Source organism: Pandoraea pneumonica (genome assembly GCF_049918595.1).
GTDB classification, from domain to species: Bacteria; Pseudomonadota; Gammaproteobacteria; order Burkholderiales; family Burkholderiaceae; genus Pandoraea; species Pandoraea pneumonica_A.
Genome location: NZ_JBNCRZ010000003.1, coordinates 136,692 through 161,931, shown reverse-complemented (window position 1 = coordinate 161,931; position 25,240 = coordinate 136,692). Strand labels below are relative to the sequence as shown.

Sequence of the window (25,240 nt, the reverse complement as noted above, 5' to 3'; positions counted from 1 at the left end):
GCGGTGCCCAACGTTCGCTATGTTCGCCATGCTCGCAATGTCCGCTAGTCCGCTGTGCCTGCTGACACTCGAAGCGCAGCGAGGCGGACGACTCTCCACGACACTCTCAAGCACTCCCGCACCATGACGGACCCGCGTTCGCAGGCACCCCGCCAAAAACTTCCCCGATTCGCGCTGGATGGCGTGTTGCTATTGGACAAGCCGTTGGGCCTGTCTTCTAACGATGCACTCATCAAGGCAAAGCGTTTGCTGCAAGCGTTGAAGGCTGGCCACACCGGCACGCTTGATCCGTTGGCGACGGGTTTGCTGCCACTGTGTTTCGGTGAGGCGACCAAGTTTTCACAGGATCTGCTCGAAGCCGATAAGACGTACGAGGCGCGTGTGCGCCTTGGCGAGACGACGACGACGGGCGACGCGGAAGGCGAGGTGCTGCAAACGCGTGACGTGACGGTCGATGAAGCCGCCATTCGCGCGGTGCTGCCGCAATTCACCGGGCCGATTTCGCAGGTGCCGCCGATGTATTCGGCGCTCAAACGCGACGGGAAACCGCTGTACGAGTACGCGCGTGCTGGGCAGACGGTGGAACGCGAAGCGCGTGATATCACGATTCATTCGCTGGAACTGCTGGATTGCTCGCTGCCTGATGCGCCGGAATTCACGTTCCGCGTGACGTGCAGCAAAGGCACGTACGTGCGTACGCTGGCGGAAGATATCGGTGAAGCGCTCGGCTGTGGTGCCCATTTGCGTGCGCTGCGGCGCACGGCGGTTGGCCCGCTCACGCTCGACGGCGCAGTAACGCTGGAAGACCTCAGCGCGATCGACCAACCCCAACGCGTGGAAAAGCTCGCACCGGTCGACGCGCTGCTCAAGACGCTGCCGACCGTGTGGCTCGACGATACGCTCGCCACACGCTTCGGCCACGGTCAGCGGTTGCGGCTCGATGAAGCCCGTTGCCCGCAAACGCTGCGCACGTGCGCATCGGCCCATGACGGCGGCATCGAAGTGAAGGTCTATGCGGAAGCTTCCGGCGAAGTCGCTGCTCGATTGCTCGGCGTGGCTCGTTTGGATAGCGAGGCGCTGCTTACTCCACAACGTCTGCTGAAGACTCAATAACGCGCTTCATTGCTTCCGGCGCCTGACCCTCGCCATCGCCTGCGGTCGGCCGCCGGAACAACTCCCCGTTTTCGTCGCTCCACGAAATTCGCTTTGGAAAACGGGGAGTCGTCCCGACGGCTCGTCATCCTCCCGCACTCCGTCGACACCACCCCCCCACCTCCACCGCTCCTGCCCCCGCACCACTTTCCATCTCGTCGACACCGCCGACTCCAACGCTGAGTGCCCCGTCACCCATCCCCACGTGCTTCGCATCTGCTGGGGACGGGCGCCGTGACCCTCGTTATCTCAGTGGCAATTCTCTGAGCCCCCACGCCCCCGGGGTCAGGATGGGCCTAGTGCTCGAACCATTTGCGCCTGTAAGCCCTTTGGCGTCCGCGACACTTGATATTCCACGGGCGTGTTATCGGCGAGTGATTTTTCCCCTTCGCTGACAATCGCGGAAAAGTGGAAAAAGACGCCCTGACTTCCATCGTCCGGCGTGATGAAGCCATACCCCTTGCCGCCATCAAAATATTTGACTTTGCCTTGTGCCATTTCTCACTCCTATGACAATTGCCCCAATTGCGATTGAAGCACCACGCCCCGCGTCTCGAAACTGTCAAGGTTGACAGGCGGGCGCGTGCCGCAGCCACCAAGCGTGGCTAAACCGGGCGTAGAGAGCGACTACGGGGGTGACAGGGGACTCGATGACCGTCCCCCAGCAGATGCGAAGCACGTGGGGGATGGTTAGCGAGTCCCGGTGGCGTTGGAGGAGGGGGTGTCGACGTGGACGGGGGAGTTGGGGAGGGTGGTGAAGCGGGTATGACGAGGGTTGCGACGGACGGATGGGGGGGACGAGCCGACGGGCCGTTACCCCGTTTTCCAAAGCGAATTTCGTGGAGCGACGAAAACGGGGTGACGGCGCGGCGGCCGACCGCAGGCGTTTGCCAGGGTCAGGCGCCGGAATGAGCGATGCGGGAATTAGCTCGTAACGTTCTCAGGCTTCATGGCATCGATAGCGCCCAACGCAGCCTTAACGTCCATTGCGTACTTAGCGAGCGCCTTCTGCTCATCCGTCTTCGGCTCGAAAGAAGGCACGCTAACCGGGTGATTGCTCTCGTCGACAGCGACGAAGACCATCAAACAGTCGGTGGTTTGGCGCAATTCACCCCATTTCGGATCGCCGGCGTGCACCGAAACATGGATATGCATACTGGTACGCCCGGTAGCGACGATACGCGCGCGCAGTTCCACGAGGTTGCCGACGAGAATCGGGCGGTGGAAGTGAATATTGCCGACGCTAACCGTCACGCAATAGCGGCCGGACCACGTAGCAGCGCAAGCGTAGGCCACTTCGTCAATCCATTTCATCAGCGAGCCCCCGTGCACCTTGCCGCCAAAATTAACGGCAGCCGGTTCGGCCAGGAAACGGAAAGTGATCTCGGAGCGGTCGCTCTGGTTTTGCGGCGTATTCATGATTGTGCGGATTTTGCTGGGGAAATGACCCGTCGGGTGTCGCCCATTTCAGGACGTTCGCGCCGACTGAGAAAGCGATGATACTGCGAATGCAAAAAACGCGCGCCAGCCTGCCACGTTTTCGTCAGACGGAAAAAAACCCCGCTAACGTCAGCGGGGTTCAAAGAAGTGTCCGGTAGTACAGAGCAGGGCCGGACACTCGGGGGGAAGAAGGTTTCCCGCTGGGACCGTTAGTGCGCCCCTGCCGCAGCATCGCCACCGCCGCCGCCACGAATCGGGCGCGTGATCCACACCATCGCAATCATCAGCACGAACAGCAGCGCCGAGATCCAGAAGATGTCGTTCGCGCCGAGCATCGCCGACTGCTGCGTCACGATGCGATCGATGTAGCCGTGGGCCTGCGGCGTCGACATGCCAAGCTGATTCAACGTCTGCACTGAATCGTTGAACGTCGTGTCGTACGGCGTCAGATGCTCCGTCAACTGCGCATGGTGCAGCGTGATGCGGTTATCCCACACCGTGGTCGCAATCGATGTCCCGACCGCGCCGCACGTAATTCGCACGAAGTTCGACAACCCCGCCGCCGCCGGAATACGGTGCGCCGGCAGCCCCGACAAGATGATGGCCGTGAGCGGGATGAAGAACATCGACATCGGCACGCCCTGCAAGAACGTCGGAATCATCAGCGTGCGCGTATCCACCAACGTGTTGAAGTGCGAACGCATGACGAACACCAGCGCGAACAGCAGGAACGACACCGTCACCACCCAGCGAGCATCGAGCTTGGGCAGCGTCTTGCCAATAATCGGCGACAAGATGATCGCGAATAACCCCACCGGCGCCATCACCAGCCCAGCTTCCGTCGCCGTATAGCCGAGATAGATTTGCAACCACTGCGGCAAAATCACCAAGTTCCCGAAGAACAAGCCGTAGCCGACCGAAATCGCCACCACGCCGCCTGTGAAGTTGACCCGCTTGAACAGCGTCAAGTCCACCACCGGATGCTTCTCGGTGATCTCCCAGATGACGAAGAAGCAGAACGCCACCAAGGCCACCAGCGCTAGCGCGACAATCGTGCCCGAGTTGAACCAATCCAGTTCCTTGCCCTTATCGAGCATCACCTGCAACGAACCGACCCAGATCACCAGCAACGACAGCCCAATCTTGTCGATCGGCTTGCGCTGCGTCGGCGTTTCACGTTTCTTGTAGATCATCCACGTCACATACGCAGCGGCGATACCCACCGGAATGTTGATGTAGAAAATCCACGGCCAGTGGTAGTTATCCGAGATCCAGCCACCGAGAATCGGCCCCATCACGGGGGCGACGAGCGTCGTCATCCCCCATAACGCAAGGGCCATCGAACTCTTCGCCGGTGGATAGCTCGAGAGCAGCAGCGACTGCGACAACGGAATCATCGGGCCAGCCACTGCGCCCTGCAACACACGTGCCGCGAGCAGAATTTCAAGCGTCGGCGCCATACCGCACAGCCACGACGCCAGCACGAACAACAGAATCGAGGTGATGAACAGACGCACCGCGCCGAAGCGCTCGGTGAGCCAGCCCGTCAACGGCACCGAAATGGCGTTGGCGACTGCGAACGACGTAATCACCCACGTGCCCTGACTCGACGACACACCGAGGTCGCCGGAAATGGCAGGGATGGACACATTGGCAATCGACGTGTCGAGCACGTTCATGAACGTGGCGAGCGACAGCGCGATGGTGCCGAGTACCAGCTGGCCCCCCGACAGGGGGCCAGGAGCGTTTTGAGTTGCCATGAGATGTCAAAGGGGGTGGGGGGCACCCCCCTCCGATTTACAGGGGACGCGCGCGAGCGGGTTGATTGCGCGTGTCGTTGGCACCGGCCGCGCCCGAACCCGCCGCCGCGCCAGCGTTCTCGGTAATGATCTTTGCCACGATGTCGTCGGCGTCGTGACCGACCTTGTCGTACACGTCGGTCGAATACACCGGCAACGTCGGCGCTTCACCCAACTCCTTGCCATCGGTGTTGCGCACGTTGACCTTCACTTGCATCGACAGGCCAACACGCAGCGGATGGTCTTGCAACTGCTTCGCGTCCAGCGCAATACGCACCGGCAGACGTTGCACCACCTTGATCCAGTTACCCGTGGCGTTCTGCGCCGGCAACAGCGAGAAGGCGCTGCCCGTACCCGCCGAGAAGCCCGCAACCGTGCCCTTGTACTCGACTGCCGAGCCGTAGACGTCGGCCGTGAGCGTCACCGGCTGACCCACGCGCATATGCGCAATCTGCACTTCCTTGAAGTTGGCATCGACCCAGACTTCGTTGAGCGGCACCAGTGCCATCAACGGCGCACCCGTCGCCACACGCTGGCCAACTTGCACCGAACGCTTGGCCACAAAACCATCCACCGGCGCGGGGATCGACGTACGTGCGTAGTCGAGATAAGCCGCACGCACTTGCGCTGCGGCTTGCTGCACGTTCGGATGCGTGGTGACCGAGGTCTTGTCGGTCAGCGCCTTGTTCGACACCAATTGCGCACGGGCTTGTTCAAGCGCGGCTTGGGCCGACTTCACGGCATCTTGGGCGTGCGCCAGTTCTTCGCGCGACACGGCGCCCGAACCGATCGCCATCTCGCGACGCTTCACGTCGGCCTGTGCCTTGGCCAGATCCGACTCGCGCATCGAGACGGTCGCCGCGTAGGCGTCGTTGTTCACGAAATACGTGCGGACCTGACGCACGGTCTGCGCCAGATTCGCTTCGGACTTCAGCAAAGCCACGCGAGCATCGGTCTGGTCGAGCGTGACCAGGGGCTGACCCGCCTTGACCATTTGCGTGTCGTCGACCTTCACGCCCGTGACCGTACCGGCCACCTGCGGCGTGATCTGCACCACGTTACCCGCCACGTACGCATCGTCCGTGTCTTCGTAATAACGCGCGTAAAGCGCGTAGTAGGCGCCGTAGCCGATGGCCGCAATGGCAATCACGGCCGTCAGCGTCAGCATCATGCGGCGGCGCTTGCCGTTGCTCTGAGCCGGTGCAGCAGGCGCTTGTTGTTGGTTCTCGCTCATCATTCGCTCCGTACTAATCTCTCAATGTGCTTTTTTGACGTGATGTCTTGTGTGTCTTGTGCGTGCTTTGTTTCGGGCAGTCTTGCCGGCGTCAGTGGGTCTGCGTCGGTGCATCGCCCTCGGCCTTGGCCGGGCGTTCCTGCCCAACGACAAGACCGGCCGCCTGTGCATCGAAACCGCCGCCCAGCGCCTTGATCAGGCCAATCTGCTGGTCGCGGCGCGTGCCTTCGATGCTCACGCGGGTCTGTTCTTGTGCCAGCAGCGACGACTCTGCCGTCAACACCGTCAGCTGCGGCGTAAGGCCCGCTTTGTAACGGTCGATGGCCAGATCGTAAGCACGCTGTGCGGCGTCCTGTGCCACGCGCTGCGACACCATCTGCTTGTCGGCAGAACGGATCGACGACATGCGATCGGCGATGTCGCCAAGTGCCTTGTTCAGCGTGGAGTCGTAGTTCGCCACGGCGCTTTCGTACGCGGCGTATTGACCCTTGAGATTGGCGCGCAGACGGCCACCGTCGAAAATCGGCAGCGAAATCACCGGACCAGCCTGAATGTTCTGGCTCGACGGATCGATCAGCTTGCCCAGCCCGAAGGTCGAGAAGCCAAACGCGGCATTGAGGTTCACGTCCGGATAGAAGCGCGCTTTGGCAACGTCCACGCCCTTCAACTGCGACTCGACGCCCCAGCGTGCCGACACCACATCGGGACGGCGGCCGAGGAGAGCTAGCGGCAGGTTGTCGGGCAGGGCAGGCGTCGGCAGTTGCGCAAGCTTCGGACGTTCGATTTCCAGCCCGCGATCCGGGCCCTTGCCAAGCAGCACACCCAGTTGGTGGCGCGTGATGAGAATCTGACCGTCGAGCTGCGCGAGTTGCGTCTGGATGTCGGCGGTGTTGCTCTCGGCCTGCTTCTGCTCGACTTGCGTGTCGAGACCGGCACGAACGCGATCGTTCGTGAGCTTGCCAAGGTTCTGGCGCTGCTTGCCGATGCGCTCGAGCACGTCGTGCAGGGCGTATTGCTGCGCGAGCTGGTTGTACGAGCGGGCTACCGCGGTCGAGAGCGCGAGACGCACTTCTTGATCTTCGGCTTCCTCGGCGCGCTCGGCATTGGTCGCCTGTTCACGTGCCGAACGGTTCTTGCCCCACAGATCGAGTTCCCACGACAACGACGCCGTCAGGTCGCCCTGCGTAAACCAAGTACCGCCGTAGCCCGGCGGATAAATGGTGTTTTCGGTGAATTTCTCGCGATAAATGTCGCCCGAGAAGCCAACCGATGGCAGCAACGCAGCGGCGGCGCCTTCGGTCTGAGCCTGCGCGGCCTTCAGACGGGCAGCCGCGGCGGCCAGATCGGGGTTGGTCGCGAGGGCTTCGTTAATGAGCGAGACGAGCTGCGGATCGCCAAAACGCGCGGCCCAGTCAGTGCCCGGCCACTGTCCGCCCTCGGCGGGCAGACTGCGCTGGGTCTGGTACTGGTCGGGGGTGGTGATCTGCTTGTCGCTATGAATACCGGCGAAATTCGCGCATCCGGCAAATCCCAGCGTCACTGCCGCCAAACACAGGGCGGAGATAGCTGAGCGGGCCCGCTGGCGCGGGAGGAACGGTGAGGCCGCTTTCATCGCAAAACCTTTACGAGTGAAGTCTTCTACTGACAATAATCGGGGAATCGGGCACTTGCGAGTCCGTGCAATAGTGGACATGGCAAGGTTTTTTTGAGGGGTTCCGGCGGTTATCCGCTCTCTCCATTGGCAATGACGCGCCGCAGGAGGCTCTTCAGAAAGCCCACTTCTTCGACGGAGAAGCCAAGCATCAGGTGATCGGCGGCACGCACAAAAATGTCCGGCATGCGGTCGGCCATCGCGTTGCCCGCCTCGGTGGCACTCAAGTCCACCGTGCGACGGTCGGACTTGCTGCGCTCGCGCACGAGCAAACCATGCGCTTCGAGCCGGTCGAGCAGCCGGGTCACGGCGCTCGCATCTATACAGTAGTCGCGCGCGAGATCGGCCGCCGTCTTACTTTTGCCCGTGGCCACCTTGTACAGCATGGTGGCCTGCGTGCTGGTCAGCCCGTACTGCGAGGTTTCCTTCGTCAGCTCGGCCATGATCAGTTGACGCACGCGCGCTACTAAGTATCCGAGAGAGTCGTCGATGTTGTAGCCGTTGCGGGGCGGGTCGGCAGGGCCGACGACGCTCACCGCGTCGCTGTTCGCGGGCGGCGGCGTATCGGGCTGCGTATCGGAGATAGTGGCGGGCGGTTCGGCCATTTTCGTGATGCTGCAATAATTGACTTGTCACGATTATAGCGTCCACTTAATAAAAATCAAGGCAATGCAATAGTTGACTAGGCAAATATTTCACGTGCCATTAGATTGATGCTTCTAATTGGTGCGCGACGGAAGGTCGATGGGTGGTGAAAATTCGTGACGAAGGCGTGTCAATGCTGCAAGCCGTTGTTGCATCGCAGAAATGCCATGACGTGCGACATGCGCAAGTGGTAGAATCGCGGATTCTCCAAAGGCTTTTTTCGAGCACCTTTCATGACCCGCGCTCTCCGTAATATCGCCATCATCGCGCACGTCGACCACGGCAAAACCACGCTCGTCGACCAACTGCTGCGCCAGTCGGGCACCTTCCGCGAAAACCAGCAAATCGCTGAACGCGTGATGGACTCGAACGACATCGAAAAAGAGCGCGGCATCACGATCCTCGCCAAAAACTGCGCCGTCGAATACGAAGGCACGCACATCAACATCGTCGATACCCCGGGACACGCGGACTTCGGCGGTGAAGTGGAGCGTGTGCTTTCGATGGTCGACAGCGTTTTGCTGGTCGTCGACGCCGTCGAAGGCCCGATGCCGCAAACCCGTTTCGTGACCCGCAAGGCCCTGGGCCTCGGTCTGAAGCCGATCGTCGTGGTCAACAAGATCGACCGCCCGGGCGCCCGTCCGGATTGGGTCATCGACCAGACGTTCGACCTGATGGACAAGCTCGGCGCCACCAACGAACAGCTCGACTTCCCGGTCGTCTACGCGTCGGCCCTGAACGGCTTTGCCAGCCTGGATTCGGATGTGCGCGAAGGCACGATGAAGCCGCTGTTCGACGCCATTCTCGAACACGTGCCGGTTCGTGACGCTGACCCGGAAGCCCCGCTGCAACTGCAAATCAGCTCGCTCGACTACTCGACGTTCGTCGGCCGTATCGGTATTGGCCGTATCACGCGTGGCCGCGTCAAGCCGGGCCAGCAAGTGGTGATGCGCTCGGGCCCGAACGGCGAAATTCTCAAGCGCAAGATCAATCAGGTGCTGACCTTCAAGGGTCTGGAGCGCGTGATGTCGGACGAAGGCGCCGAAGCCGGCGACATCGTGCTGATCAACGGTATTGAAGACGTGGGCATCGGCGTGACCATCTGCGACGCGGATACGCCCGAAGCGCTGCCGCTGCTGACCGTCGACGAGCCGACGCTCACGATGAACTTCTGCGTGAACACGTCGCCGCTCGCCGGCCGTGAAGGCAAGTTCGTGACGAGCCGTCAGATCCGCGACCGTCTGGACAAGGAACTGAATCACAACGTGGCGCTGCGTGTGAAGGACACCGACAGCGACTCGATCTTCGAAGTGTCGGGCCGTGGCGAACTGCACCTGACGATTCTGATCGAGAACATGCGTCGCGAGGGCTATGAACTGGCCGTGTCGCGTCCGCGCGTGGTGATCAAGGAAATCGACGGCGTGAAGCACGAGCCGTACGAAATGCTGACCATCGACCTGGAAGACGAACACCAGGGCGGTGTCATGGAAGAAATCGGTCGTCGCAAGGGCGAAATGCTGGACATGGTGTCGGACGGTCGTGGCCGTACGCGCCTTGAATACCGCATTCCGGCTCGCGGCCTGATCGGCTTCCAGGGCGACTTCCTGTCGATGACCCGTGGTACGGGCCTGATGAGCCACATCTTCGATGCTTACGCACCGGTCAAGGATGGTTCGCTGGGTGAGCGTCGTAACGGCGTGCTGATCTCGCAGGACAACGGCGATGCTGTGGCCTACGCACTGTGGAAGCTGCAGGATCGTGGTCGCATGTTCGTGAAGCCGGGTGATGCCCTGTATGAAGGCATGATCATCGGTATCCACAGCCGCGATAACGACCTCGTGGTCAACCCGATCAAGGGCAAGCAGCTCACGAACGTGCGTGCGTCGGGTACCGACGAAGCCGTGCGCCTGGTGCCGCCGATCGCGATGAGCCTCGAATACGCCGTGGAATTCATCGACGACGACGAACTGGTCGAAGTCACGCCGCAGACGATTCGCCTGCGCAAGCGTCACCTGATCGAGCATGAGCGCAAGCGCGCTTCGCGCGAAGCGTCGTAAGCCCGGCGATAGGCTCGGCAGGCGATTGGGCTTCCCGGTCGCGATGACGATGCCAGTTTGTTGGAAAGAAAGCCGGTGCCTAGCGCCGGCTTTTTTATTGTGCTTCCCGTTCGACTCAATACCTTCTGACTCAATACCCATCTGCCAGACATGACCGAATTTGTTCGCACCGAAGTTCGTGGCCGTATCGGCTTTATCACCCTCGCTCGCCCGAAGGCGCTCAATGCGCTCTCGCACGACATGATTCGTGCGATCGCAAGTGCATTGCAGACGTGGCGCGACGATCCGCAAGTGCTAGGTGTTGTCTTACAGGGGGAAGGCGAGAAGGGCTTGTGCGCGGGTGGCGATATTCGCTATTTCTACGAGGCCGTGAGTGAAGGTGGTGTGCGTAAGGCAGCCATCGTGGATTTCTTCACCGACGAATACGCGCTGAACTACACGATTGCCACGTATCCGAAGCCTTACATTGCGCTGATGGATGGTGTGGTGATGGGCGGCGGAATGGGCATTTCGCAAGGCGCTGCCCTGCGCATCGTCACGGAAGCCACGCGCATGGCGATGCCGGAGACGGCCATCGGCCTATTCCCCGATGTCGGCGGCGGTTTCTTCCTCGCGAATCTCGCGGGTCACCTGGGCGAGTATCTCGGGATGACGGGCACCGTGTTTGGTGCTGTCGACGCCTGTGAGATCGGCTTGGCCGATGGCGTGATTCCGCGTGCGTCGCTGCCCGCGTTACGCGAATTGCTGGCCACCGGCGATTGGCAGGACAGCGATGCGGTACTCGCTGCTGCCCGCAATTTCGTGCGCGAAAGCTCGCCGCCTGCGGGCCTTGCCGCAGGCAAACTCGCAGCGCTGCGCGATGTCATCGATACGCACTTCGGTCATGGCGATGTTCCGGCAATCCTGCATTCGTTGGCACGCGAAGCGCGCTGCGAATACGCCGGTTGGGCGCAGGAAACGGAAGATCTGCTGCGTAACAAGCGTTCACCGCTGATGGTGTGTGTCACGCTTGAGCAAGTGCGACGTGCGCGCAAACTGTCGCTCGCCGACGACCTGCGCGAAGAATGGCTGATGATGCGCTGCGTCTTTAATCTCGACGGACGTACCGGCGCCGAAGGTGTCGAGGGCATTCGTGCACTCGTCATCGATAAGGATCACGCGCCGCGCTGGCAGCACGCCAACATCGAGGCGGTCAAATCGGCCGATGTCGCACGGTTCTTCGATGGCGAACGTCGCGCCGCCGATCATCCGTTAGCAATGTTGGGTGAGTGAACGTCGAAGCCATCGACACGTCGCGCGCCTGAATGATGAGGCGCCCGACGGGCGGCATGCATTCACGCCGCTTGTCGCTGCCGACCGTTTGCTCTGCTTACACCGCTGCCTGACAGAATCGCTCGCCGACGGCCTCGTCGAGTTTTCGGCAGATGTCGGCGATGCTGCCGACCATCACGATGTGCGACACGTCGCGATACACACGCACGTCGTCATGCGCGTCGCGTCGTGTTTGCAATTCGCGGACATTGCGCGATGCCTTGACGGCTTTCGCCGACGGGCACGCGCGACGGGCTGCCGAGGTGACGGCCGAAGCGATGGCGCGGGGCAGGGCGGTGCTACGGTTGCGCTCAGGCACGGTGTACGAGCGAGCGATCGCCGGTGCGGCCGCGAACGGTCCGGACAGGGCCGACAAGCCGTACACCGCAGAAAGACGTGCTTGCGTCGAAGCCGTGCGAATGCGCGGTTGACCGAGGGACGTGCGCAGCAAACCAAAGAGTCGAGCCATGATGCGTTTCCTTCTTCCAATATGGGTCGGAGAGAGGTGTCCTGTCGCATCGCTTCACAAATCGCAGGCGCAGCAGGGCACGGGCGCCGGACCCAGCCCGGCGCAAACCAGCATTACTTGATCGTCAGGAAATCGCGCGCGTGACTACCGCATTGCGCGCGTTAGCTTGCGCTTAGAGATCGTTATTGCGGATCAGACCGACCGCAATCCCTTCCAGCGCAAAGTCACCACTGCCTTCATTGACATTGATGTTCTCGAAGTCGGGGTTCTCGGCAATCAATTCGACGCCACCCTTCACGCGGTGGAAGCGCTTGACCGTCACGTCGTCGCCGATACGGGCCACGACAATTTGTCCTTCGCGCGCATCGGCGGCTTTCTGCACCGCGAGCAAGTCGCCATCGAGAATGCCGGCGTCGCGCATCGACATACCGCGCACCTTCAGCAGATAGTCAGGCTGGCGCGCGAACATGTTCGGATCGCACTGGAAATTGCGCTCGATATGCTCCTGCGCCAGAATCGGGCTGCCTGCGGCCACACGCCCGACGAGCGGCAGCGACAGTTGCATCAACCCCATATGCGGCAGCGTGAACTGGTGGGCGCCGCCTGCCTCATCGAGACGCTTGAGGCGGATGCCGCGCGATTGCCCGGCGGCCAGTTCGATCACCCCCTTGCGCGCCAGCGCCCGCAGATGTTCTTCGGCGGCATTCGCCGAAGAGAAGCCCAGCTCGGCAGCAATTTCGGCACGGGTCGGCGGAAAGCCGGTGCGTTCAATTGCCTGGCGAACCAGTTCGTAGACCTGCTGTTGACGTGCGGTAAGTTTGATCATGGCATCACTGTATGGAAGCACAGGTGGCTGTATTTTTGTACAGTGTTTCCAAAAACGCAAGCGAAAACTTCATGCACTCCATGAGATTCGCCGCGAAACGCCCGAATTCTCGACCTCTGCCGGGCCTCTCCGCCCCTCAGCACAAAATCTCTAATCCTTATTCCAGTATAAACAAAAGCAAAAAGATTATTTTTAATTATTAAGCCGCCGCCCTAGACTGGCCTCCTACCACACGCAAGCAAAAAAGGAGCGAAAGTCATGAGCATTGCAGCACGGGGATGGAAAGCTAAGAAGCTGGCGACCGCACTGGGCGCCATTGCACTGACCGTCGGCATGACGGTGCAAGCCCAAGCGGCTAGTTTTTCGCTGCTCAACGTGTCGTACGACCCGACGCGAGAGCTTTACGCCGATTACAACAAGGCGTTCGAAGCCCACTACAAACAAACCACGGGTGACACGGTCACGCTCAAGGCCTCGCACGGCGGTTCGGGCAAGCAAGCCCGCACGGTGCTCGACGGCGCCCCGGCCGACGTGGTCACGCTCGGTATTTCCGCCGACATCGATGAACTGGCCCAAGCCGGTCTCGTGAACAAAGACTGGCAAAAGCGCCTGCCCGATAACGCGACGCCGTACACGTCGACCATCGTGCTGCTCGTGCGCAAGGGCAACCCGAAGCACATCAAAGACTGGGACGATCTGGCCAAGCCGGGCATCAGCGTCGTGACGCCGAACCCGAAGACCTCGGCCGGTGCCCGCTGGAACTACCTCGCGGCATGGCTCTTCGCGCTCAAGGCACCGGGCGGCAACGAGCAGAAGGCGCAAGACTTCGTCAAGGCGATCTATAAGAACGTCGGCGTGCTCGACTCGGGCGCACGCGGTGCGACCACCACGTTCGTCGAGCGCGGTATCGGCGATGTGCTGATCGCATGGGAAAACGAAGCGCTGCTCTCGGTGAAGGACCTGGGTCCGGACAAGTTCGACATCGTGGTGCCGTCGTCGTCGATTCTGACCGAGCCGCCGGTGGCCGTGGTCGACAAGAACGTCGACAAGCATGGCACGCGCAAGGTCGCCGAAGCCTACCTGCAATGGCTGTACTCGCCGCAAGGGCAGGAGATTGCCGCGAAGCACTTCTACCGTCCGCGTTCGCCGGAAATCGCCAAGAAGTACGAGTCGCAGTATCCGAAGCTCAAGCTGTACACGGTTGACGCCGACCTCGGTGGCTGGACCAAGACGCAAGCCAAGCACTTCGCCGACGGCGGCATCTTCGATCAGATCTACACCAAGAAGTAATTCCAGAAAAAAGGAAGGAAGGGGACCATCGCATGAGTACCGCACTGTTTCCAATCTGGCGTAAGCCGAGTGCATTGCCGGGCTTCGGCCTGACGATGGGCTACACCGTGGCGTACCTGAGTCTGGTCGTGCTGGTGCCGTTGCTGATGGTCTTCATCAAGGCAAGTTCGCTCGATTGGGCGAGTTTTGTCACCGCCGTGAGTTCGCCGCGCGTACTGGCGTCGTACCGCCTCACGTTCGGCATCTCGCTGGCGGCGGCACTCCTGAATGCGTTGTTCGGTTTCATTCTGGCGTGGGTGCTGGTGCGCTATACGTTCCCCGGCAAACGCATTGTCGATGCGCTCGTCGACTTGCCGTTCGCGTTGCCGACGTCGGTCGCAGGCATTGTGCTCGCCGCCATCTACGCACCGAATGGTTGGGTCGGTCGCTGGTTCGAGCCGCTGGGCATCAAGATTGCGTTCACACCGCTCGGCATCTTTGTCGCGCTGACGTTCATCGGCTTGCCGTTCGTCGTGCGCACGCTGCAACCGGTGCTTGAAGAATTCGAGCGCGAGCAGGAAGAGGCGGCGGCCTGCCTCGGCGCGTCGCGCTGGCAGACCGTGCGTCATGTGATTCTGCCGGCGGTGCTGCCGGCGCTGCTGACCGGCTTCGCATTGGCGTTTGCGCGTGCGGTCGGCGAGTACGGTTCGGTCATCTTTATCGCGGGCAACATTCCGATGGTCTCGGAAATCACCTCGCTGCTGATCGTCACCAAGCTCGAACAGTTCGATTACGCAGGCGCGGCGGCACTGGCCGTGGTGATGCTGGTGATCTCGTTCGTGCTGCTGCTCCTCATCAATACCCTGCAATGGTGGCTGCAACGCCGTCATTCGGGCCGACGCGCCAGCGGCGTGTGATTCCAGAGAAAGATTCGATCATGTCCGATTCGCTAACTCTCCCGGCCGCTGCGGTGCAGGTGCCGAAAGTGCGTAGTTCCGATCCGACCGACGAGCCCCGGCTCGTCAAGGTGGTGTTGATCGGCCTGGCGCTGCTGTTTTTCGCGTTGTTTCTCGTATTGCCGCTCGCGTCGGTGTTCGTCACCGCGCTGGGCAAGGGCATCGGTGCTTATTGGGAAGGATTGAGCAACGACGACGCGTTGTCGGCCATCCGTCTCACGTTGTTGATTGCCTTGATTGCCGTGCCGCTGAATGTGGTGTTCGGTGTGGCGGCTTCGTGGGCCATCGCGCGCTTCGACTTCAAGGGCAAGAGCGTGCTGACCACGCTCATCGACTTGCCGTTCTCGGTCTCGCCGGTGATCGCAGGTCTGACGTTCCTGCTGATTTTTGGCCGTCAGGGGCCGCTGTGGGACTGGCTCGATGCCAACAATCTGCGCATCGTGTTTGCGTTGCCGGGGCTGGTGCTGGCGACGGTGTTCGTCACGTTCCCGTTCGTCGCTCGCGAGTTGATTCCGCTGATGCAGGCGCAGGGCAGCGAAGAAGAAGAGGCCGCCCGGGTGCTGGGGGCGAGCGGCTGGCAAGTGTTCACGCGTGTGACGCTGCCGAAGATCAAATGGGGCCTGTTGTACGGCGTGATTCTGTGTAATGCGCGGGCCATGGGCGAGTTTGGCGCGGTGTCGGTGGTCTCGGGCCACATTCGCGGCGAGACGAACACGCTGCCGCTGCATGTGGAGATCGAATACAACGATTACCACACGGTAGGCGCATTCGCGGCGGCATCGATTCTCGCGTTGCTGGCGCTCGCTACGCTGGGCCTGAAGCTGTGGGCCGAGCGCAAGCTGGCACAAGACAAAGCGGCCCGCCGTATCGAGGCGACCGAAACCTAACATCGAGGAGCAAGACAGATGAGCATTCAAGTCCAACAGGTTTCGAAGCGATTCGGCGATTTCGCGGCGCTCGACGACGTGAGTCTCGAATTTCCCACGGGCGAGCTGGTGGCGTTGCTCGGGCCGTCCGGTTGCGGCAAGACCACATTGCTGCGCATCGTGGCCGGTCTCGAGTTCGCCGATGCCGGGCGCGTCGTGCTCAACGGCGAGGATGTCGCGAGCGTGGGCACCCGCGAGCGTCAGGTCGGCTTCGTCTTCCAGCATTACGCACTGTTCCGTCACATGACGGTGTTCGAGAACGTGGCGTTTGGCCTGCGTGTGAAGTCGCGCCGCGAGCGCCTCTCGGATGCGCAGATTCGCAACAAGGTGCACGAGTTGCTCGGTCTCGTGCAACTCGACTGGCTGGCCGATCACTATCCGGCTGAACTGTCGGGTGGGCAGCGTCAGCGTATTGCGCTGGCGCGCGCGCTGGCGGTCGAGCCGAAGGTACTGTTGCTCGACGAGCCATTCGGTGCGCTCGACGCCAAGGTGCGCAAGGAACTGCGTAGCTGGTTGCGCCGCCTGCACGACGAGCTGCATATCACCACGATTTTTGTCACGCACGATCAGGAAGAGGCGCTGGAAGTGGCCGACCGCATCGTGCTGATGAACCGGGGCAAGGTCGAGCAGATCGGTGCGCCGCAAGACGTGTACGACACGCCCGAGAGCGCCTTCGTCTACGAATTCCTCGGCGCAGCCAACCGCTTGTCGGGCCAGTTGCAGACGCACGACTTCATCGCCGATGCCGGGGCCTATCGCGTGACGGTGGCGCGTGACGACCTGCCCGCGCTGCCGCAAGACGGCCGCGCCATCGCCTATGTTCGTCCGCACGATCTCACGCTGCTGCCAGCGCACGACGGCGGCCCGGGCATCGACGTGTCGGTGCGCCGCGCTATCCCGTTGGGCGGCACCGTGCGCGTGGAATTGGCCGCACCGGGCGATGCCGTATGGGAAGCCGAACTGACGCGCTCGGGGTGGCAAGCGTTGGGTGCGACGGCGGGTGAGCCGCTGCGCGCCGTGCCGCGTCAGTTGCGTGTGTTCTCGGCACAGGCGTGAGCGTTACCCTGGGACAGCAGACAAAAAATCGATAAGCCGTACAAGACAAATTAGACAGACGTAACAAACAAGCGATAGGGCGGAGTCACACCATGAATTTCCAGCAATTGCGCTACGTGCGCGAAGCCGTACGGCAGAACCTGAATTTGACCGAAGCGGCGAGCGCGCTGTACACCTCGCAGTCGGGCGTGAGTAAGCAGATCAAGGACCTTGAGGATGAACTCGGCGTCGACGTCTTCGTGCGCCGCGGCAAGCGTCTCACGGGCCTGACCGAGCCGGGCAAGGCCGTGTTGCAACTGATCGAGCGCATGCTGCTCGACGCGGAGAACCTGCGCCGCGTGGCACGTCAGTTCGCCGATCAGGACAGCGGTCACCTCGTCGTCGCGACGACCCACACGCAAGCCCGCTACGCCCTGCCGCAGGTCATCAAGCAGTTCACGAGCGTGTATCCGAAGGTGCATCTGGCGCTGCGCCAGGGCAGCCCGCGTCAGATCGCGCAGATGGTCATCGATGGCGAAGCGGATATCGGCATTACGACCGAAGCGCTCGATCGGTTCCCCGATATCGTGACGTTCCCGTGCTACTCGTGGCATCACGTGGCCGTGGTGCCGAAAGACCACCCACTAGTCGGCCGGGAGAGCGTCACGTTAGCCGATATCGCCGAGTACCCGATCATCACGTACGACGGCGATTTCACGGGGCGCTCGCACGTGGACAAGGCGTTCGCCGATCAGGGACTGGTGCCGGATATCGTGCTGACCGCGCTCGATACCGACGTCATCAAGACCTACGTCGAAATCGGGCTGGGCATCGGCATCGTGGCCGCGATGGCCGTCGATCCGCGTAAGGATCAGGATCTGGCCGTGCTCGAACTCGATAATGCATTCGAGCCGAGCACCACGCGTATCGGCCTGCGCCGCGGCGCGTTCCTGCGCTCGTATGCGTATCGGTTTATCGAGATGCTGGCACCGGCGCTCAAGGAGCAGGAAATCTCGACGCAACTGCGCGAAGCGCTGGAATTTGCAGCCTGAGATCAAAATTCCCCGGCCCGCGCGCGCCGTGCGCTGGGGCGCGCGGCCGGATCGATGTTCAGCGATTGGGAACCGGGGCAGTATTGGATACAATCGCTGGCATGACTTTGACTTCTTTCAATCCGACCCCTCACTACACCGTGTCTGCCGGCGAATTGCCGCGCATTGTGCTGCTCGCGACGGGCGGCACGATTGCCGGAAGTGCTGCCGACGCGACGCGTACGGCCGGTTATCAGGCCGGAGCGCTCGGTGTACAAGACCTGCTCGCGGCCGTACCGGCGCTGGGCAGCATTGCGCATATTCACGCCGAGCAAGTCGCGCAGATCGATAGCAAGGACATGAGTTGTTCGCTGTGGCAGAAACTTGCCGCACGCCTGAACGCCTTGCTCTCGCAGCCCGACGTGGCGGGCGCCGTCATTACGCACGGCACCGATACGCTCGAAGAGACGGCGTATTACCTTCACCTGACAGTCAACAGCCGCAAGCCGGTCGTCATTACGGCCGCCATGCGTCCGGCAACGGCGCTGTCCGCCGATGGGCCGCTCAATCTGCTCAACGCCGTGCGTGTGGCTACCGATCCGATTTCGGCGGGCCGTGGCGTGCTGGTGGCGATCAACAATCAGATTCACTGCGCGCGCGACGTCATCAAGACCAGCACGTACGCCGTGGATGCCTTCCAGTCGCCGGAAATCGGTGTGCTCGGCTGGGTGCAGGATGAGCGCGTCGCGTTCCAACGTGCGCCGCTGCAATACCACACGGTCGAGAGCGAGTTTGTCGGGTTGTCGGGCGAACTGCCCGCGGTGGAAGTGGTGTCGAGCTATGCGGGCGTGTCGCGCATTGCCGTCGACGCGTTAGTCGAAGCGGGCGTGCAGGGCATCGTGGTGGCTGGCACGGGCAACGGCTCGCTGCATTCGCTGCTGCAACAGTCGCTGGCTGAGGCCGTGCAACGTGGCGTAGCGGTGGTGCGTGCCGCGCGGGTAGGCAGTGGCCACGTGATGCATAACGGTGCAGCACCCGACGATCAATACGGTTTTGTGAGCGCAGGCAATCTGCATCCGTACAAGGCCCGTGTGCTGCTGATGCTGGCCTTGCAAGCGGGCGTGCAACGCGATCGCATGCAGAGCTTGTTCGACGAGTATTGATCGAAGCGGGGGCGGCCCCGCGGACGCATCTCGCAGGCAAAAAAATACGGCGCTAGTCATTCGACTCGCGCCGTTACCGTTTTAGCGATGCGCCACTCGCGTGGTGTGACGCATTCGCCTCCCCTCTACTGGTCATACTGGCGGCTGATTGTCTGCCGCTTCTTCATCTTCTCGCGAACTACGCGGTAGCTCGCGCCCCACTTGGGGCAGGGCGCGAGAAAACCCTTTGAAACGATCAGGCAACTGTGTGGTTGGAGAGCAGTTCCAGCGCGCGCACCATGCCCGAGTGATCCCAGCTCGAACCGCCGTTGGCGGCACAAGCGTTGAACAACTCTTGGCACGTCGCCGTGTTCGGCAGCGACACGCCCAGCGCCTTGGCGCTTTGCAGCGCGAGGTTCAAGTCCTTCTGGTGCAGCGAGATACGGAAGCCCGGCTCGAAGTTGCGCTTGACCATGCGCTCGCCGTGCACTTCCAGAATGCGCGACGATGCGAAGCCACCCATCAGCGCTTCACGCACCTTGGCGGGGTCGGCACCGGCCTTCGAGGCGAACAGCAGGGCTTCGCCCACAGCTTCGATGGTCAGCGCTACGACGATCTGGTTAGCCACCTTGCAAGTCTGACCAGCACCGCTTTCGCCGACGAGCGTGATGTTCTTGCCCATCAGTTCGAAGAACGGCTTCACGTCGTCGAACGCGGCTTGCGAGCCACCGACCATGATCGACAGCGATGCGGCCTTGGCGCCGACTTCGCCGCCCGAGACCGGGGCGTCGAGGTATTCGCAGCCCAGTGCCTTGATCTTCTTGGCGTATTCCTTCGTTTCGATCGGCGAGATCGAGCTCATGTCGACCACGATCTTGCCAGCCGAGAGGCCTTCAGCCAGACCGTCTTCACCGAACAGCACGGCACCGACGTCCGGGGTGTCCGGCACCATCACGAAAATGATGTCGGCGCGCTTGGCCACTTCCTTGGCCGACGTGCAGCACGTGGCCTGACCGTCGATCAGGTCTTGCGGGGGCGTGCGGCGCTCGTACAAGAACAGCTTGTGACCGGCGTTTTGCAGATGCTTCGCCATCGGCGCGCCCATGATGCCCAGACCAATGAAACCGAGTTGTGCCATTTCGAGACTCCTTGTTGCCAAAGTTTGAATGTGGTCGCTGCCGGTGCGCGAGACGGGCAATCGTGCCCCCGTGCTCCGGCCGCATGCCCCCTGCATGCGGCCGGCGGGGCCCTTCCTCGTCGAAACCCGGTCAGCCGGCGCGCGCCACAGGTCGCGTTGACGTGTGCGCGGCGTGCGCCGTCGTTCTGTGCCTGCCGCCGGGGGAGACGGCAGACGCGTTGTTACATGCTCAGGTGAACCTGCGTGGCTAATGCCGCCGCTTATGCAGCCGCTTATGCCGCCTCGCGCAGACCCGCCGCCTTGAACCAGCCCAGACCGTCGGTCGTGGTGGTTGCGGGCTTGTATTCGCAGCCGATCCAGCCGGTGTAGCCGATGCGATCGAGCAGGGCGAACAGGTAGGCGTAGTTGATTTCGCCCGTGCCCGGCTCGTTGCGGCCCGGGTTGTCGGCCAGCTGCACGTGAGCGATGCGCGCCAGATTCGTCTCGATGGTCTTGGCGAGCTCACCCTCCATGCGTTGCATGTGATAGATGTCGTACTGCAAGAACAGGTTGTCCGAGCCCACGTCGTCGAAGATCTCCAGCGCCTGCTTCGTGCGGTTCACGAAGAAGCCCGGGATGTCGTACGTGTTGATCGGCTCGACCAGCAGGCGGATGCCTTCGGCCTTGAGCGCATCGGCGGCAAAACGCAGGTTGCCGACGAGCGTCTCGCGGGCGGCGTCGGTCGACAGATCCGCGCCTTGCTTGCCCACGAGGCAGTTCAATTGCTTCACACCCAGCGCCTTGGCATAGGTGATGGCTTCGCCCACACCGTCGCGGAACTCGGCCACGCGCTCGGGGAAGATGGCGATGCCGCGCTCGCCTGCTTCCCAGTTACCGGCGGGCAGGTTGTGCAGCACCAGATCGAGCTGATACTGATTGAGCTTGTCGGCGATCTGGTCGCGATGGAAAGCGTACGGGAACAGGAACTCCACGCCGCGAAAGCCCGCTGCGGCGGCCGCCTTGAAGCGGTCGAGGAACGGCACCTCGTTGAACAGCATGGTCAGATTGGCGGCAAATTTCGTCATTGCGCTGACTCCTCTCTTTCTTATAGGGGGTGGTTTCGACGATGCAAATCAGGGTGAAGCGGGTACTGCTAGGTTGCGGAGCGCGTGCTGGGCCGACAAGGGGGTCTAGGTCTCATCGGAGGGGACGCACGCGCCCCGCAAACGGTCACAGGAGGGCGGCTTACGCCGTCACTGCGCTGTTGTCTTCTTCCACGACGTCGATGATTTCTTCGAACTCATTGACGTTGTTGATTTCGGTGCCCATCGCAATGTTGGTCACGCGCTCGAGAATCACTTCCACGATCACCGGCACCGAGAATTCGGCCATCAGCTTGCGCGCTTGTTCGAACGCCGGCTGGATGTCGTTCGGCTGATGCACGCGGATCGCCTTCACGCCCAGACCTTCGGCAACCTTCACGTGATCGACGCCGTAGCCGTTCACTTCCGGCGAGTTCACGTTTTCGAACGCGAGCTGCACGCAGTAGTCCATGTCGAAGTTGCGCTGCGCCTGACGGATCAGACCAAGATACGAGTTGTTCACCACGACGTGGATGTACGGCACCTTGAACTGCGCGGCGACGGCCAGTTCTTCGATCATGAACTGGAAGTCGTAGTCACCCGAGATGGCCACCACGTCCGACGACGGCGATGCAACCTTCACACCGATCGCTGCCGGCACGGTCCAGCCCAGCGGGCCGGCTTGACCGCAGTTGACCCAGTGACGCGGCTTGTTCACGTGCAGGAACTGCGCAGCGGCAATTTGCGACAGGCCGATGGTCGAGACGTAACGCACGTCGCGGCCAAAGAACGCATTCATTTCCTGATACACGCGTTGCGGCTTGATAGGCACCTGATCGAAGTCGCTACGGCGCAGCATGGTGCGCTTGCGCTTCTGGCAATCGGCAACCCACTGCGAGCGGTCCGGCAGACGGCCGGCAGCCTTCAGTTCCTTGGCCACTTCGACGAACAGCGTGAGGGCAGCCTTGGCGTCGGAGACGATGCCGTAGTCCGGGCCGAACACGCGGCCGATTTGCGTCGGCTCGATGTCGACGTGCACGAACTTGCGGCCCTTGGTGAAGACATCGACGCTACCGGTGTGGCGGTTGGCCCAGCGATTGCCGATACCCATCACGAAGTCGGAGGCGAGCATCGTCGCGTTGCCGAAGCGGTGCGACGTTTGCAGGCCGACCATACCGGCCATGAGCGGGTGATCGTCGGCGATGGTGCCCCAGCCCATGAGCGTCGGCACGACCGGCACGTTGACCGTTTCGGCGAACTCGACGAGCAGGTCGGCGGCGTCGGCGTTGATCACGCCGCCACCCGAGACGATCAGCGGACGCTCGGAAGCGAGCAGCATCTGAATCGCCTTTTCGGCTTGGGCACGCGTGGCTGCGGGCTTGTAGACCGGCAGCGGCTCGTACGTGTCGGGATCGAATTCGATTTCGGCGACTTGCACGTCGAACGGCAGGTCGATGAGCACCGGACCCGGGCGGCCCGAGCGCATCAGGTGGAAAGCTTGCTGGAACACGCGCGGCACGAGGGCCGGCTCACGCACGGTCACGGCCCACTTGGTCACCGGCTTGGCGATCGATTCGATATCGACGGCCTGGAAATCTTCCTTGTACAGACGGGCGCGCGGGGCTTGACCCGTAATGCACAGAATAGGGATCGAATCGGCTTGGGCCGAGTACAGGCCCGTGATCATGTCGGTGCCTGCCGGGCCCGACGTGCCGATACACACGCCGATATTGCCGGCTTCGGCACGGGTGTAGCCTTCGGCCATGTGCGAAGCGCCTTCGACGTGGCGCGCGAGCACGTGCTCGACGCTGCCTGCCTTGCGCAGGGCCGAATAGAACGGGTTGATGGCAGCGCCGGGCACGCCGAACGCGGTGGTGATGCCTTCTTTCTCCAGAACCCGAACGGCGGCCTCTACGGCGGTCATCTTGGCCATGTGACTCCTCCAATGTGTAATCGGTAACGATGTTGGAAGCCACTTTAAGCCGGTACGATTTGTTTGATAAGATCACAAAAGATCGTTTTTTTAAAAACAAAAAGTATCGAATGGAGGCGGGATGGACCGTTACAAGCAGATCGAGACCTTTGTGCAGGTCGCCGAAGCGGGCAGTTTGGCGGCGGCCGCGCTCAAGGAGGGGGTGTCGCCCGTGATTCTCGGGCGGCGCATCGATGCGCTGGAAAAGCGCTTGGGGATCAAGCTGATGTACCGGTCCACGCGGCGGCTGGCGCTCTCGGAGGAGGGCGGCGCTTTTCTGGAGCGCTGCAAGCAGTTGCTGGGCGACTGGGACATGGCCGAGAACGAGATCAGCGCCGGGCGGCATGCGGTGTCGGGTCACCTGATCGTTTCGGCACCTGCCGCGTTCGGACGTAAACATGTGGCGCCGCACGCGCCTGCGTTCCTGCGCCAGCACCCGGAAGTGCAGATTTCCTTCAATTTGACCGATCGCGTGGTGGACATCGTGCGTGAGGGCTACGACATGGGCATCCGGATCGGGGGCTCGGTCGACCCGAATTTCGTGGCGGTGAAGCTGGCCCAGAACCGACGCGTGGTCTGCGGCACCCCCGCTTACTTTGCGCGGCACGGGCGGCCTAAGACACTGGAAGATTTGTCCAAGCACAATTGTCTTGCCTTCAACCTGCAAGGCGGCCAGCAGCGCGGCTGGTATTTCAAGCGGCAGGGCAAGCTGGTCACCACTCGGGTGAACGGCAATCTCGACTGTAATGATGGCGAGTTGCTGCACCGCTGGGCGCTTGAAGGGTTGGGGCTGGGCTGGCGCTCGACGTGGGAAATTCAGCGTGAATTGCTCTCGGGCGAGCTGGAAACGGTGCTCGACGAGTATGCACTGCCCGATTACGACATTCTCGCGGTCTATCCGCAGCAACGTTTTCAGCCTGCGCGCGTGCGGCTATTCATCGACCACCTGCGCCAGGTGTTTGCCCGGCCGAACTACTGGTTGGAGCACGAGTAGGGCGCCCGGGGGGATATTCTTGAGCGTGGCCGGAAAAGCGGCTATAATCGCGAGTTCTGCAACCTTGCTGCACTGATCTGACGCTCAGGCGGCTATTTCCAAAAGGAGCTACATATGCGTCACTATGAAGTCGTATTTATTGTTCACCCCGATCAGAGCGAGCAAGTGCCTGCGATGATCGAACGCTATCGCGGCATGGTGACGGCCAAGAATGGTCAGATCCATCGCGTCGAAGACTGGGGCCGTCGTCAACTGGCTTACATGATCGAGAAGCTGGCTAAGGCTCACTACGTTTGCCTGAACATCGAGTGCGACCAGGACACCCTGGACGAACTGGAACACGCGTTCAAGTTCAACGACGCCGTTCTGCGCCACCTCGTGGTTCGCATGAAGAAGGCCGAGACCGCCCCGTCGCCGATGATGAAGGAAGTGGCCCGCGAAGAAGCCAAGAAGGCTGCCGCGACGCCCGCCACGGAAGCTGCCGCTTCGTAATTAGCGCACCGGAACGCATCAGGGCGCCATTGGAGAGATCGACCGCGTGAATCGCTTACGGCTAGAAGCCAGCATTGTCGAAACCGGCACGCTGCGCTATACCCCAGCCGGGCTTCCCGTGATCGACGTCACCTTGGCCCATGCGGGAACCACCGAAGAAGCGGGCGTTGCCCGCCAGGTCGAGTTCTCGATTCCGGCAGTTGCGATCGGTCCCATCAGTGCCAAAGTAATGGCGTTGGGACTTGAGAAGCCGGCTCAGTGGGCTGGGTTTCTCGCCAAGAAGCATCGCAATAGCCGAACCCTGGTGTTTCACATCACAGCATTGCAAGAGTTTGAAAAGGATTGTTGAACATGCCGCGTCCTAACGGTAAAAACAAGAAGTTTGATCGTCGCCGTCAACAGCAAAACCCGCTGTTCAAGCGCAAGAAGTTCTGCCGCTTCACCGTTGCCGGTGTCGAGCAGATCGATTACAAGGATGTCGAAACGCTGAAGGACTTCATCGGCGACAACGGCAAGATCACCCCGGCTCGCCTGACGGGCACCAAGGCGCACTACCAGCGCCAGCTCGATACGGCTATCAAGCGCGCGCGTTTCCTGGCGCTGCTGCCGTACACCGATCTGCACGGTGCTTAATCGCCAG

At 61.7% G+C, this 25,240-nt stretch carries 24 protein-coding genes; 13 read left to right on the top strand and 11 right to left on the bottom strand.

What is annotated here, in order from left to right; translation table 11 throughout:
* Positions 1-123: 123 nt before the first annotated feature.
* Positions 124-1,113, top strand: a complete 990-nt coding sequence (gene truB / locus ACPWR9_RS13240) for a tRNA pseudouridine(55) synthase TruB (protein WP_426298287.1) — start codon at positions 124-126, stop codon at positions 1,111-1,113.
* Between the two features lie 324 nt (positions 1,114-1,437).
* Here truB and ACPWR9_RS13235 read toward each other — a convergent pair whose 3' ends face one another.
* The 6 genes from ACPWR9_RS13235 to ACPWR9_RS13210 all read right to left on the bottom strand — a co-directional run bounded on the left by ACPWR9_RS13235 (position 1,438) and on the right by ACPWR9_RS13210 (position 7,881).
* Complete coding sequence (locus tag ACPWR9_RS13235; protein ID WP_426298285.1) at positions 1,438-1,650, bottom strand: cold-shock protein; 213 nt, start codon at positions 1,648-1,650, stop codon at positions 1,438-1,440.
* Positions 1,651-2,076: 426 nt separating this feature from the next.
* The gene (locus ACPWR9_RS13230; RefSeq protein WP_426298283.1) at positions 2,077-2,571 is read right to left on the bottom strand and encodes an acyl-CoA thioesterase; all 495 of its coding nucleotides are present in this window, start codon (positions 2,569-2,571) and stop codon (positions 2,077-2,079) included.
* A 230-nt stretch (positions 2,572-2,801) separates the two neighbouring features.
* Entirely contained in the window at positions 2,802-4,352 is a 1,551-nt protein-coding gene (locus ACPWR9_RS13225; RefSeq protein WP_426298281.1) for a DHA2 family efflux MFS transporter permease subunit, read from the bottom strand.
* A 37-nt stretch (positions 4,353-4,389) separates the two neighbouring features.
* Positions 4,390-5,625, bottom strand: a complete 1,236-nt coding sequence (locus ACPWR9_RS13220) for an HlyD family efflux transporter periplasmic adaptor subunit (protein WP_426298279.1) — start codon at positions 5,623-5,625, stop codon at positions 4,390-4,392.
* Between the two features lie 91 nt (positions 5,626-5,716).
* Positions 5,717-7,237, bottom strand: a complete 1,521-nt coding sequence (locus ACPWR9_RS13215; RefSeq protein ID WP_426298277.1) for an efflux transporter outer membrane subunit — start codon at positions 7,235-7,237, stop codon at positions 5,717-5,719.
* Between the two features lie 110 nt (positions 7,238-7,347).
* Positions 7,348-7,881, bottom strand: coding sequence for a MarR family winged helix-turn-helix transcriptional regulator (locus tag ACPWR9_RS13210; protein ID WP_426298275.1), 534 nt, complete (start codon positions 7,879-7,881; stop codon positions 7,348-7,350).
* A 273-nt stretch (positions 7,882-8,154) separates the two neighbouring features.
* On the opposite strand from ACPWR9_RS13210, the gene typA reads away from it, so the two are divergent.
* Together typA and ACPWR9_RS13200 are read left to right on the top strand one after the other, a co-directional pair.
* Positions 8,155-9,978, top strand: coding sequence for a translational GTPase TypA (gene typA / locus ACPWR9_RS13205; RefSeq protein WP_426298273.1), 1,824 nt, complete (start codon positions 8,155-8,157; stop codon positions 9,976-9,978).
* 150 nt (positions 9,979-10,128) lie between these two features.
* Positions 10,129-11,250 (top strand): enoyl-CoA hydratase/isomerase family protein, encoded by a 1,122-nt coding sequence (locus tag ACPWR9_RS13200; protein ID WP_426298271.1) that lies wholly within the window; start codon positions 10,129-10,131, stop codon positions 11,248-11,250.
* Positions 11,251-11,347: 97 nt separating this feature from the next.
* Here the strand turns inward: ACPWR9_RS13200 and ACPWR9_RS13195 are convergent, their stop codons facing one another.
* Together ACPWR9_RS13195 and lexA are read right to left on the bottom strand one after the other, a co-directional pair.
* Positions 11,348-11,758 (bottom strand): hypothetical protein, encoded by a 411-nt coding sequence (locus ACPWR9_RS13195; protein WP_426298269.1) that lies wholly within the window; start codon positions 11,756-11,758, stop codon positions 11,348-11,350.
* Positions 11,759-11,930: 172 nt separating this feature from the next.
* On the bottom strand, positions 11,931-12,584 hold the full coding sequence (gene lexA / locus ACPWR9_RS13190) for a transcriptional repressor LexA (RefSeq protein ID WP_426298267.1): 654 nt from the start codon (positions 12,582-12,584) through the stop codon (positions 11,931-11,933).
* A 258-nt stretch (positions 12,585-12,842) separates the two neighbouring features.
* Between lexA and ACPWR9_RS13185 the strand changes: the two genes are divergently transcribed.
* From ACPWR9_RS13185 to ACPWR9_RS13160, 6 genes are all read left to right on the top strand, one after another.
* Entirely contained in the window at positions 12,843-13,874 is a 1,032-nt protein-coding gene (locus ACPWR9_RS13185) for a sulfate ABC transporter substrate-binding protein (protein WP_426298265.1), read from the top strand.
* A gap of 32 nt (positions 13,875-13,906) precedes the next feature.
* On the top strand, positions 13,907-14,770 hold the full coding sequence (gene cysT / locus ACPWR9_RS13180) for a sulfate ABC transporter permease subunit CysT (protein ID WP_426298263.1): 864 nt from the start codon (positions 13,907-13,909) through the stop codon (positions 14,768-14,770).
* A gap of 20 nt (positions 14,771-14,790) precedes the next feature.
* Complete coding sequence (gene cysW, locus ACPWR9_RS13175) at positions 14,791-15,696, top strand: sulfate ABC transporter permease subunit CysW (RefSeq protein WP_426298261.1); 906 nt, start codon at positions 14,791-14,793, stop codon at positions 15,694-15,696.
* Between the two features lie 18 nt (positions 15,697-15,714).
* Complete coding sequence (locus ACPWR9_RS13170) at positions 15,715-16,791, top strand: sulfate/molybdate ABC transporter ATP-binding protein (protein ID WP_426298259.1); 1,077 nt, start codon at positions 15,715-15,717, stop codon at positions 16,789-16,791.
* Between the two features lie 92 nt (positions 16,792-16,883).
* The gene (locus ACPWR9_RS13165) at positions 16,884-17,822 is read left to right on the top strand and encodes a CysB family HTH-type transcriptional regulator (RefSeq protein WP_058379051.1); all 939 of its coding nucleotides are present in this window, start codon (positions 16,884-16,886) and stop codon (positions 17,820-17,822) included.
* 101 nt (positions 17,823-17,923) lie between these two features.
* Positions 17,924-18,964 (top strand): asparaginase, encoded by a 1,041-nt coding sequence (locus tag ACPWR9_RS13160; protein WP_426298257.1) that lies wholly within the window; start codon positions 17,924-17,926, stop codon positions 18,962-18,964.
* Between the two features lie 235 nt (positions 18,965-19,199).
* On the opposite strand, the gene glxR is transcribed toward ACPWR9_RS13160, so the two are convergent.
* The 3 genes from glxR to gcl form a co-directional block, all read right to left on the bottom strand.
* On the bottom strand, positions 19,200-20,177 hold the full coding sequence (gene glxR, locus ACPWR9_RS13155) for a 2-hydroxy-3-oxopropionate reductase (protein WP_426298255.1): 978 nt from the start codon (positions 20,175-20,177) through the stop codon (positions 19,200-19,202).
* A gap of 176 nt (positions 20,178-20,353) precedes the next feature.
* Positions 20,354-21,145, bottom strand: a complete 792-nt coding sequence (gene hyi, locus ACPWR9_RS13150) for a hydroxypyruvate isomerase (protein ID WP_150678498.1) — start codon at positions 21,143-21,145, stop codon at positions 20,354-20,356.
* A 160-nt stretch (positions 21,146-21,305) separates the two neighbouring features.
* On the bottom strand, positions 21,306-23,075 hold the full coding sequence (gcl, locus tag ACPWR9_RS13145) for a glyoxylate carboligase (protein ID WP_426298253.1): 1,770 nt from the start codon (positions 23,073-23,075) through the stop codon (positions 21,306-21,308).
* A 121-nt stretch (positions 23,076-23,196) separates the two neighbouring features.
* Between gcl and ACPWR9_RS13140 the strand changes: the two genes are divergently transcribed.
* The 4 genes from ACPWR9_RS13140 to rpsR all read left to right on the top strand — a co-directional run bounded on the left by ACPWR9_RS13140 (position 23,197) and on the right by rpsR (position 25,233).
* The gene (locus ACPWR9_RS13140; RefSeq protein ID WP_426298251.1) at positions 23,197-24,108 is read left to right on the top strand and encodes a LysR substrate-binding domain-containing protein; all 912 of its coding nucleotides are present in this window, start codon (positions 23,197-23,199) and stop codon (positions 24,106-24,108) included.
* Between the two features lie 114 nt (positions 24,109-24,222).
* Positions 24,223-24,600 carry a 30S ribosomal protein S6 gene (gene rpsF, locus ACPWR9_RS13135; protein ID WP_150678494.1) on the top strand — a complete coding sequence of 126 codons (378 nt, stop codon included), beginning with the start codon at positions 24,223-24,225 and terminating at the stop codon, positions 24,598-24,600.
* Positions 24,601-24,646: 46 nt separating this feature from the next.
* Complete coding sequence (gene priB / locus ACPWR9_RS13130) at positions 24,647-24,949, top strand: primosomal replication protein N (RefSeq protein WP_426298249.1); 303 nt, start codon at positions 24,647-24,649, stop codon at positions 24,947-24,949.
* A 2-nt stretch (positions 24,950-24,951) separates the two neighbouring features.
* Positions 24,952-25,233, top strand: coding sequence for a 30S ribosomal protein S18 (rpsR, locus tag ACPWR9_RS13125; protein WP_010803800.1), 282 nt, complete (start codon positions 24,952-24,954; stop codon positions 25,231-25,233).
* The last annotated feature ends 7 nt before the right edge of the window (positions 25,234-25,240 follow it).

Excerpts from the sequence above, each read along its gene's own strand:
- truB (WP_426298287.1), top strand. The coding sequence starts at position 124 with ATGACGGACCCGCGTTCGCAGGCACCCCGCCAAAAACTTCCCCGATTC.
- ACPWR9_RS13235 (WP_426298285.1), bottom strand. The coding sequence starts at position 1,650 with ATGGCACAAGGCAAAGTCAAATATTTTGATGGCGGCAAGGGGTATGGC.
- ACPWR9_RS13230 (WP_426298283.1), bottom strand. The coding sequence starts at position 2,571 with ATGAATACGCCGCAAAACCAGAGCGACCGCTCCGAGATCACTTTCCGT.
- ACPWR9_RS13225 (WP_426298281.1), bottom strand. The coding sequence starts at position 4,352 with ATGGCAACTCAAAACGCTCCTGGCCCCCTGTCGGGGGGCCAGCTGGTA.
- ACPWR9_RS13220 (WP_426298279.1), bottom strand. The coding sequence starts at position 5,625 with ATGAGCGAGAACCAACAACAAGCGCCTGCTGCACCGGCTCAGAGCAAC.
- ACPWR9_RS13215 (WP_426298277.1), bottom strand. The coding sequence starts at position 7,237 with ATGAAAGCGGCCTCACCGTTCCTCCCGCGCCAGCGGGCCCGCTCAGCT.
- ACPWR9_RS13210 (WP_426298275.1), bottom strand. The coding sequence starts at position 7,881 with ATGGCCGAACCGCCCGCCACTATCTCCGATACGCAGCCCGATACGCCG.
- typA (WP_426298273.1), top strand. The coding sequence starts at position 8,155 with ATGACCCGCGCTCTCCGTAATATCGCCATCATCGCGCACGTCGACCAC.
- ACPWR9_RS13200 (WP_426298271.1), top strand. The coding sequence starts at position 10,129 with ATGACCGAATTTGTTCGCACCGAAGTTCGTGGCCGTATCGGCTTTATC.
- ACPWR9_RS13195 (WP_426298269.1), bottom strand. The coding sequence starts at position 11,758 with ATGGCTCGACTCTTTGGTTTGCTGCGCACGTCCCTCGGTCAACCGCGC.
- lexA (WP_426298267.1), bottom strand. The coding sequence starts at position 12,584 with ATGATCAAACTTACCGCACGTCAACAGCAGGTCTACGAACTGGTTCGC.
- ACPWR9_RS13185 (WP_426298265.1), top strand. The coding sequence starts at position 12,843 with ATGAGCATTGCAGCACGGGGATGGAAAGCTAAGAAGCTGGCGACCGCA.
- cysT (WP_426298263.1), top strand. The coding sequence starts at position 13,907 with ATGAGTACCGCACTGTTTCCAATCTGGCGTAAGCCGAGTGCATTGCCG.
- cysW (WP_426298261.1), top strand. The coding sequence starts at position 14,791 with ATGTCCGATTCGCTAACTCTCCCGGCCGCTGCGGTGCAGGTGCCGAAA.
- ACPWR9_RS13170 (WP_426298259.1), top strand. The coding sequence starts at position 15,715 with ATGAGCATTCAAGTCCAACAGGTTTCGAAGCGATTCGGCGATTTCGCG.
- ACPWR9_RS13165 (WP_058379051.1), top strand. The coding sequence starts at position 16,884 with ATGAATTTCCAGCAATTGCGCTACGTGCGCGAAGCCGTACGGCAGAAC.
- ACPWR9_RS13160 (WP_426298257.1), top strand. The coding sequence starts at position 17,924 with ATGACTTTGACTTCTTTCAATCCGACCCCTCACTACACCGTGTCTGCC.
- glxR (WP_426298255.1), bottom strand. The coding sequence starts at position 20,177 with ATGCAGGGGGCATGCGGCCGGAGCACGGGGGCACGATTGCCCGTCTCG.
- hyi (WP_150678498.1), bottom strand. The coding sequence starts at position 21,145 with ATGACGAAATTTGCCGCCAATCTGACCATGCTGTTCAACGAGGTGCCG.
- gcl (WP_426298253.1), bottom strand. The coding sequence starts at position 23,075 with ATGGCCAAGATGACCGCCGTAGAGGCCGCCGTTCGGGTTCTGGAGAAA.
- ACPWR9_RS13140 (WP_426298251.1), top strand. The coding sequence starts at position 23,197 with ATGGACCGTTACAAGCAGATCGAGACCTTTGTGCAGGTCGCCGAAGCG.
- rpsF (WP_150678494.1), top strand. The coding sequence starts at position 24,223 with ATGCGTCACTATGAAGTCGTATTTATTGTTCACCCCGATCAGAGCGAG.
- rpsR (WP_010803800.1), top strand. The coding sequence starts at position 24,952 with ATGCCGCGTCCTAACGGTAAAAACAAGAAGTTTGATCGTCGCCGTCAA.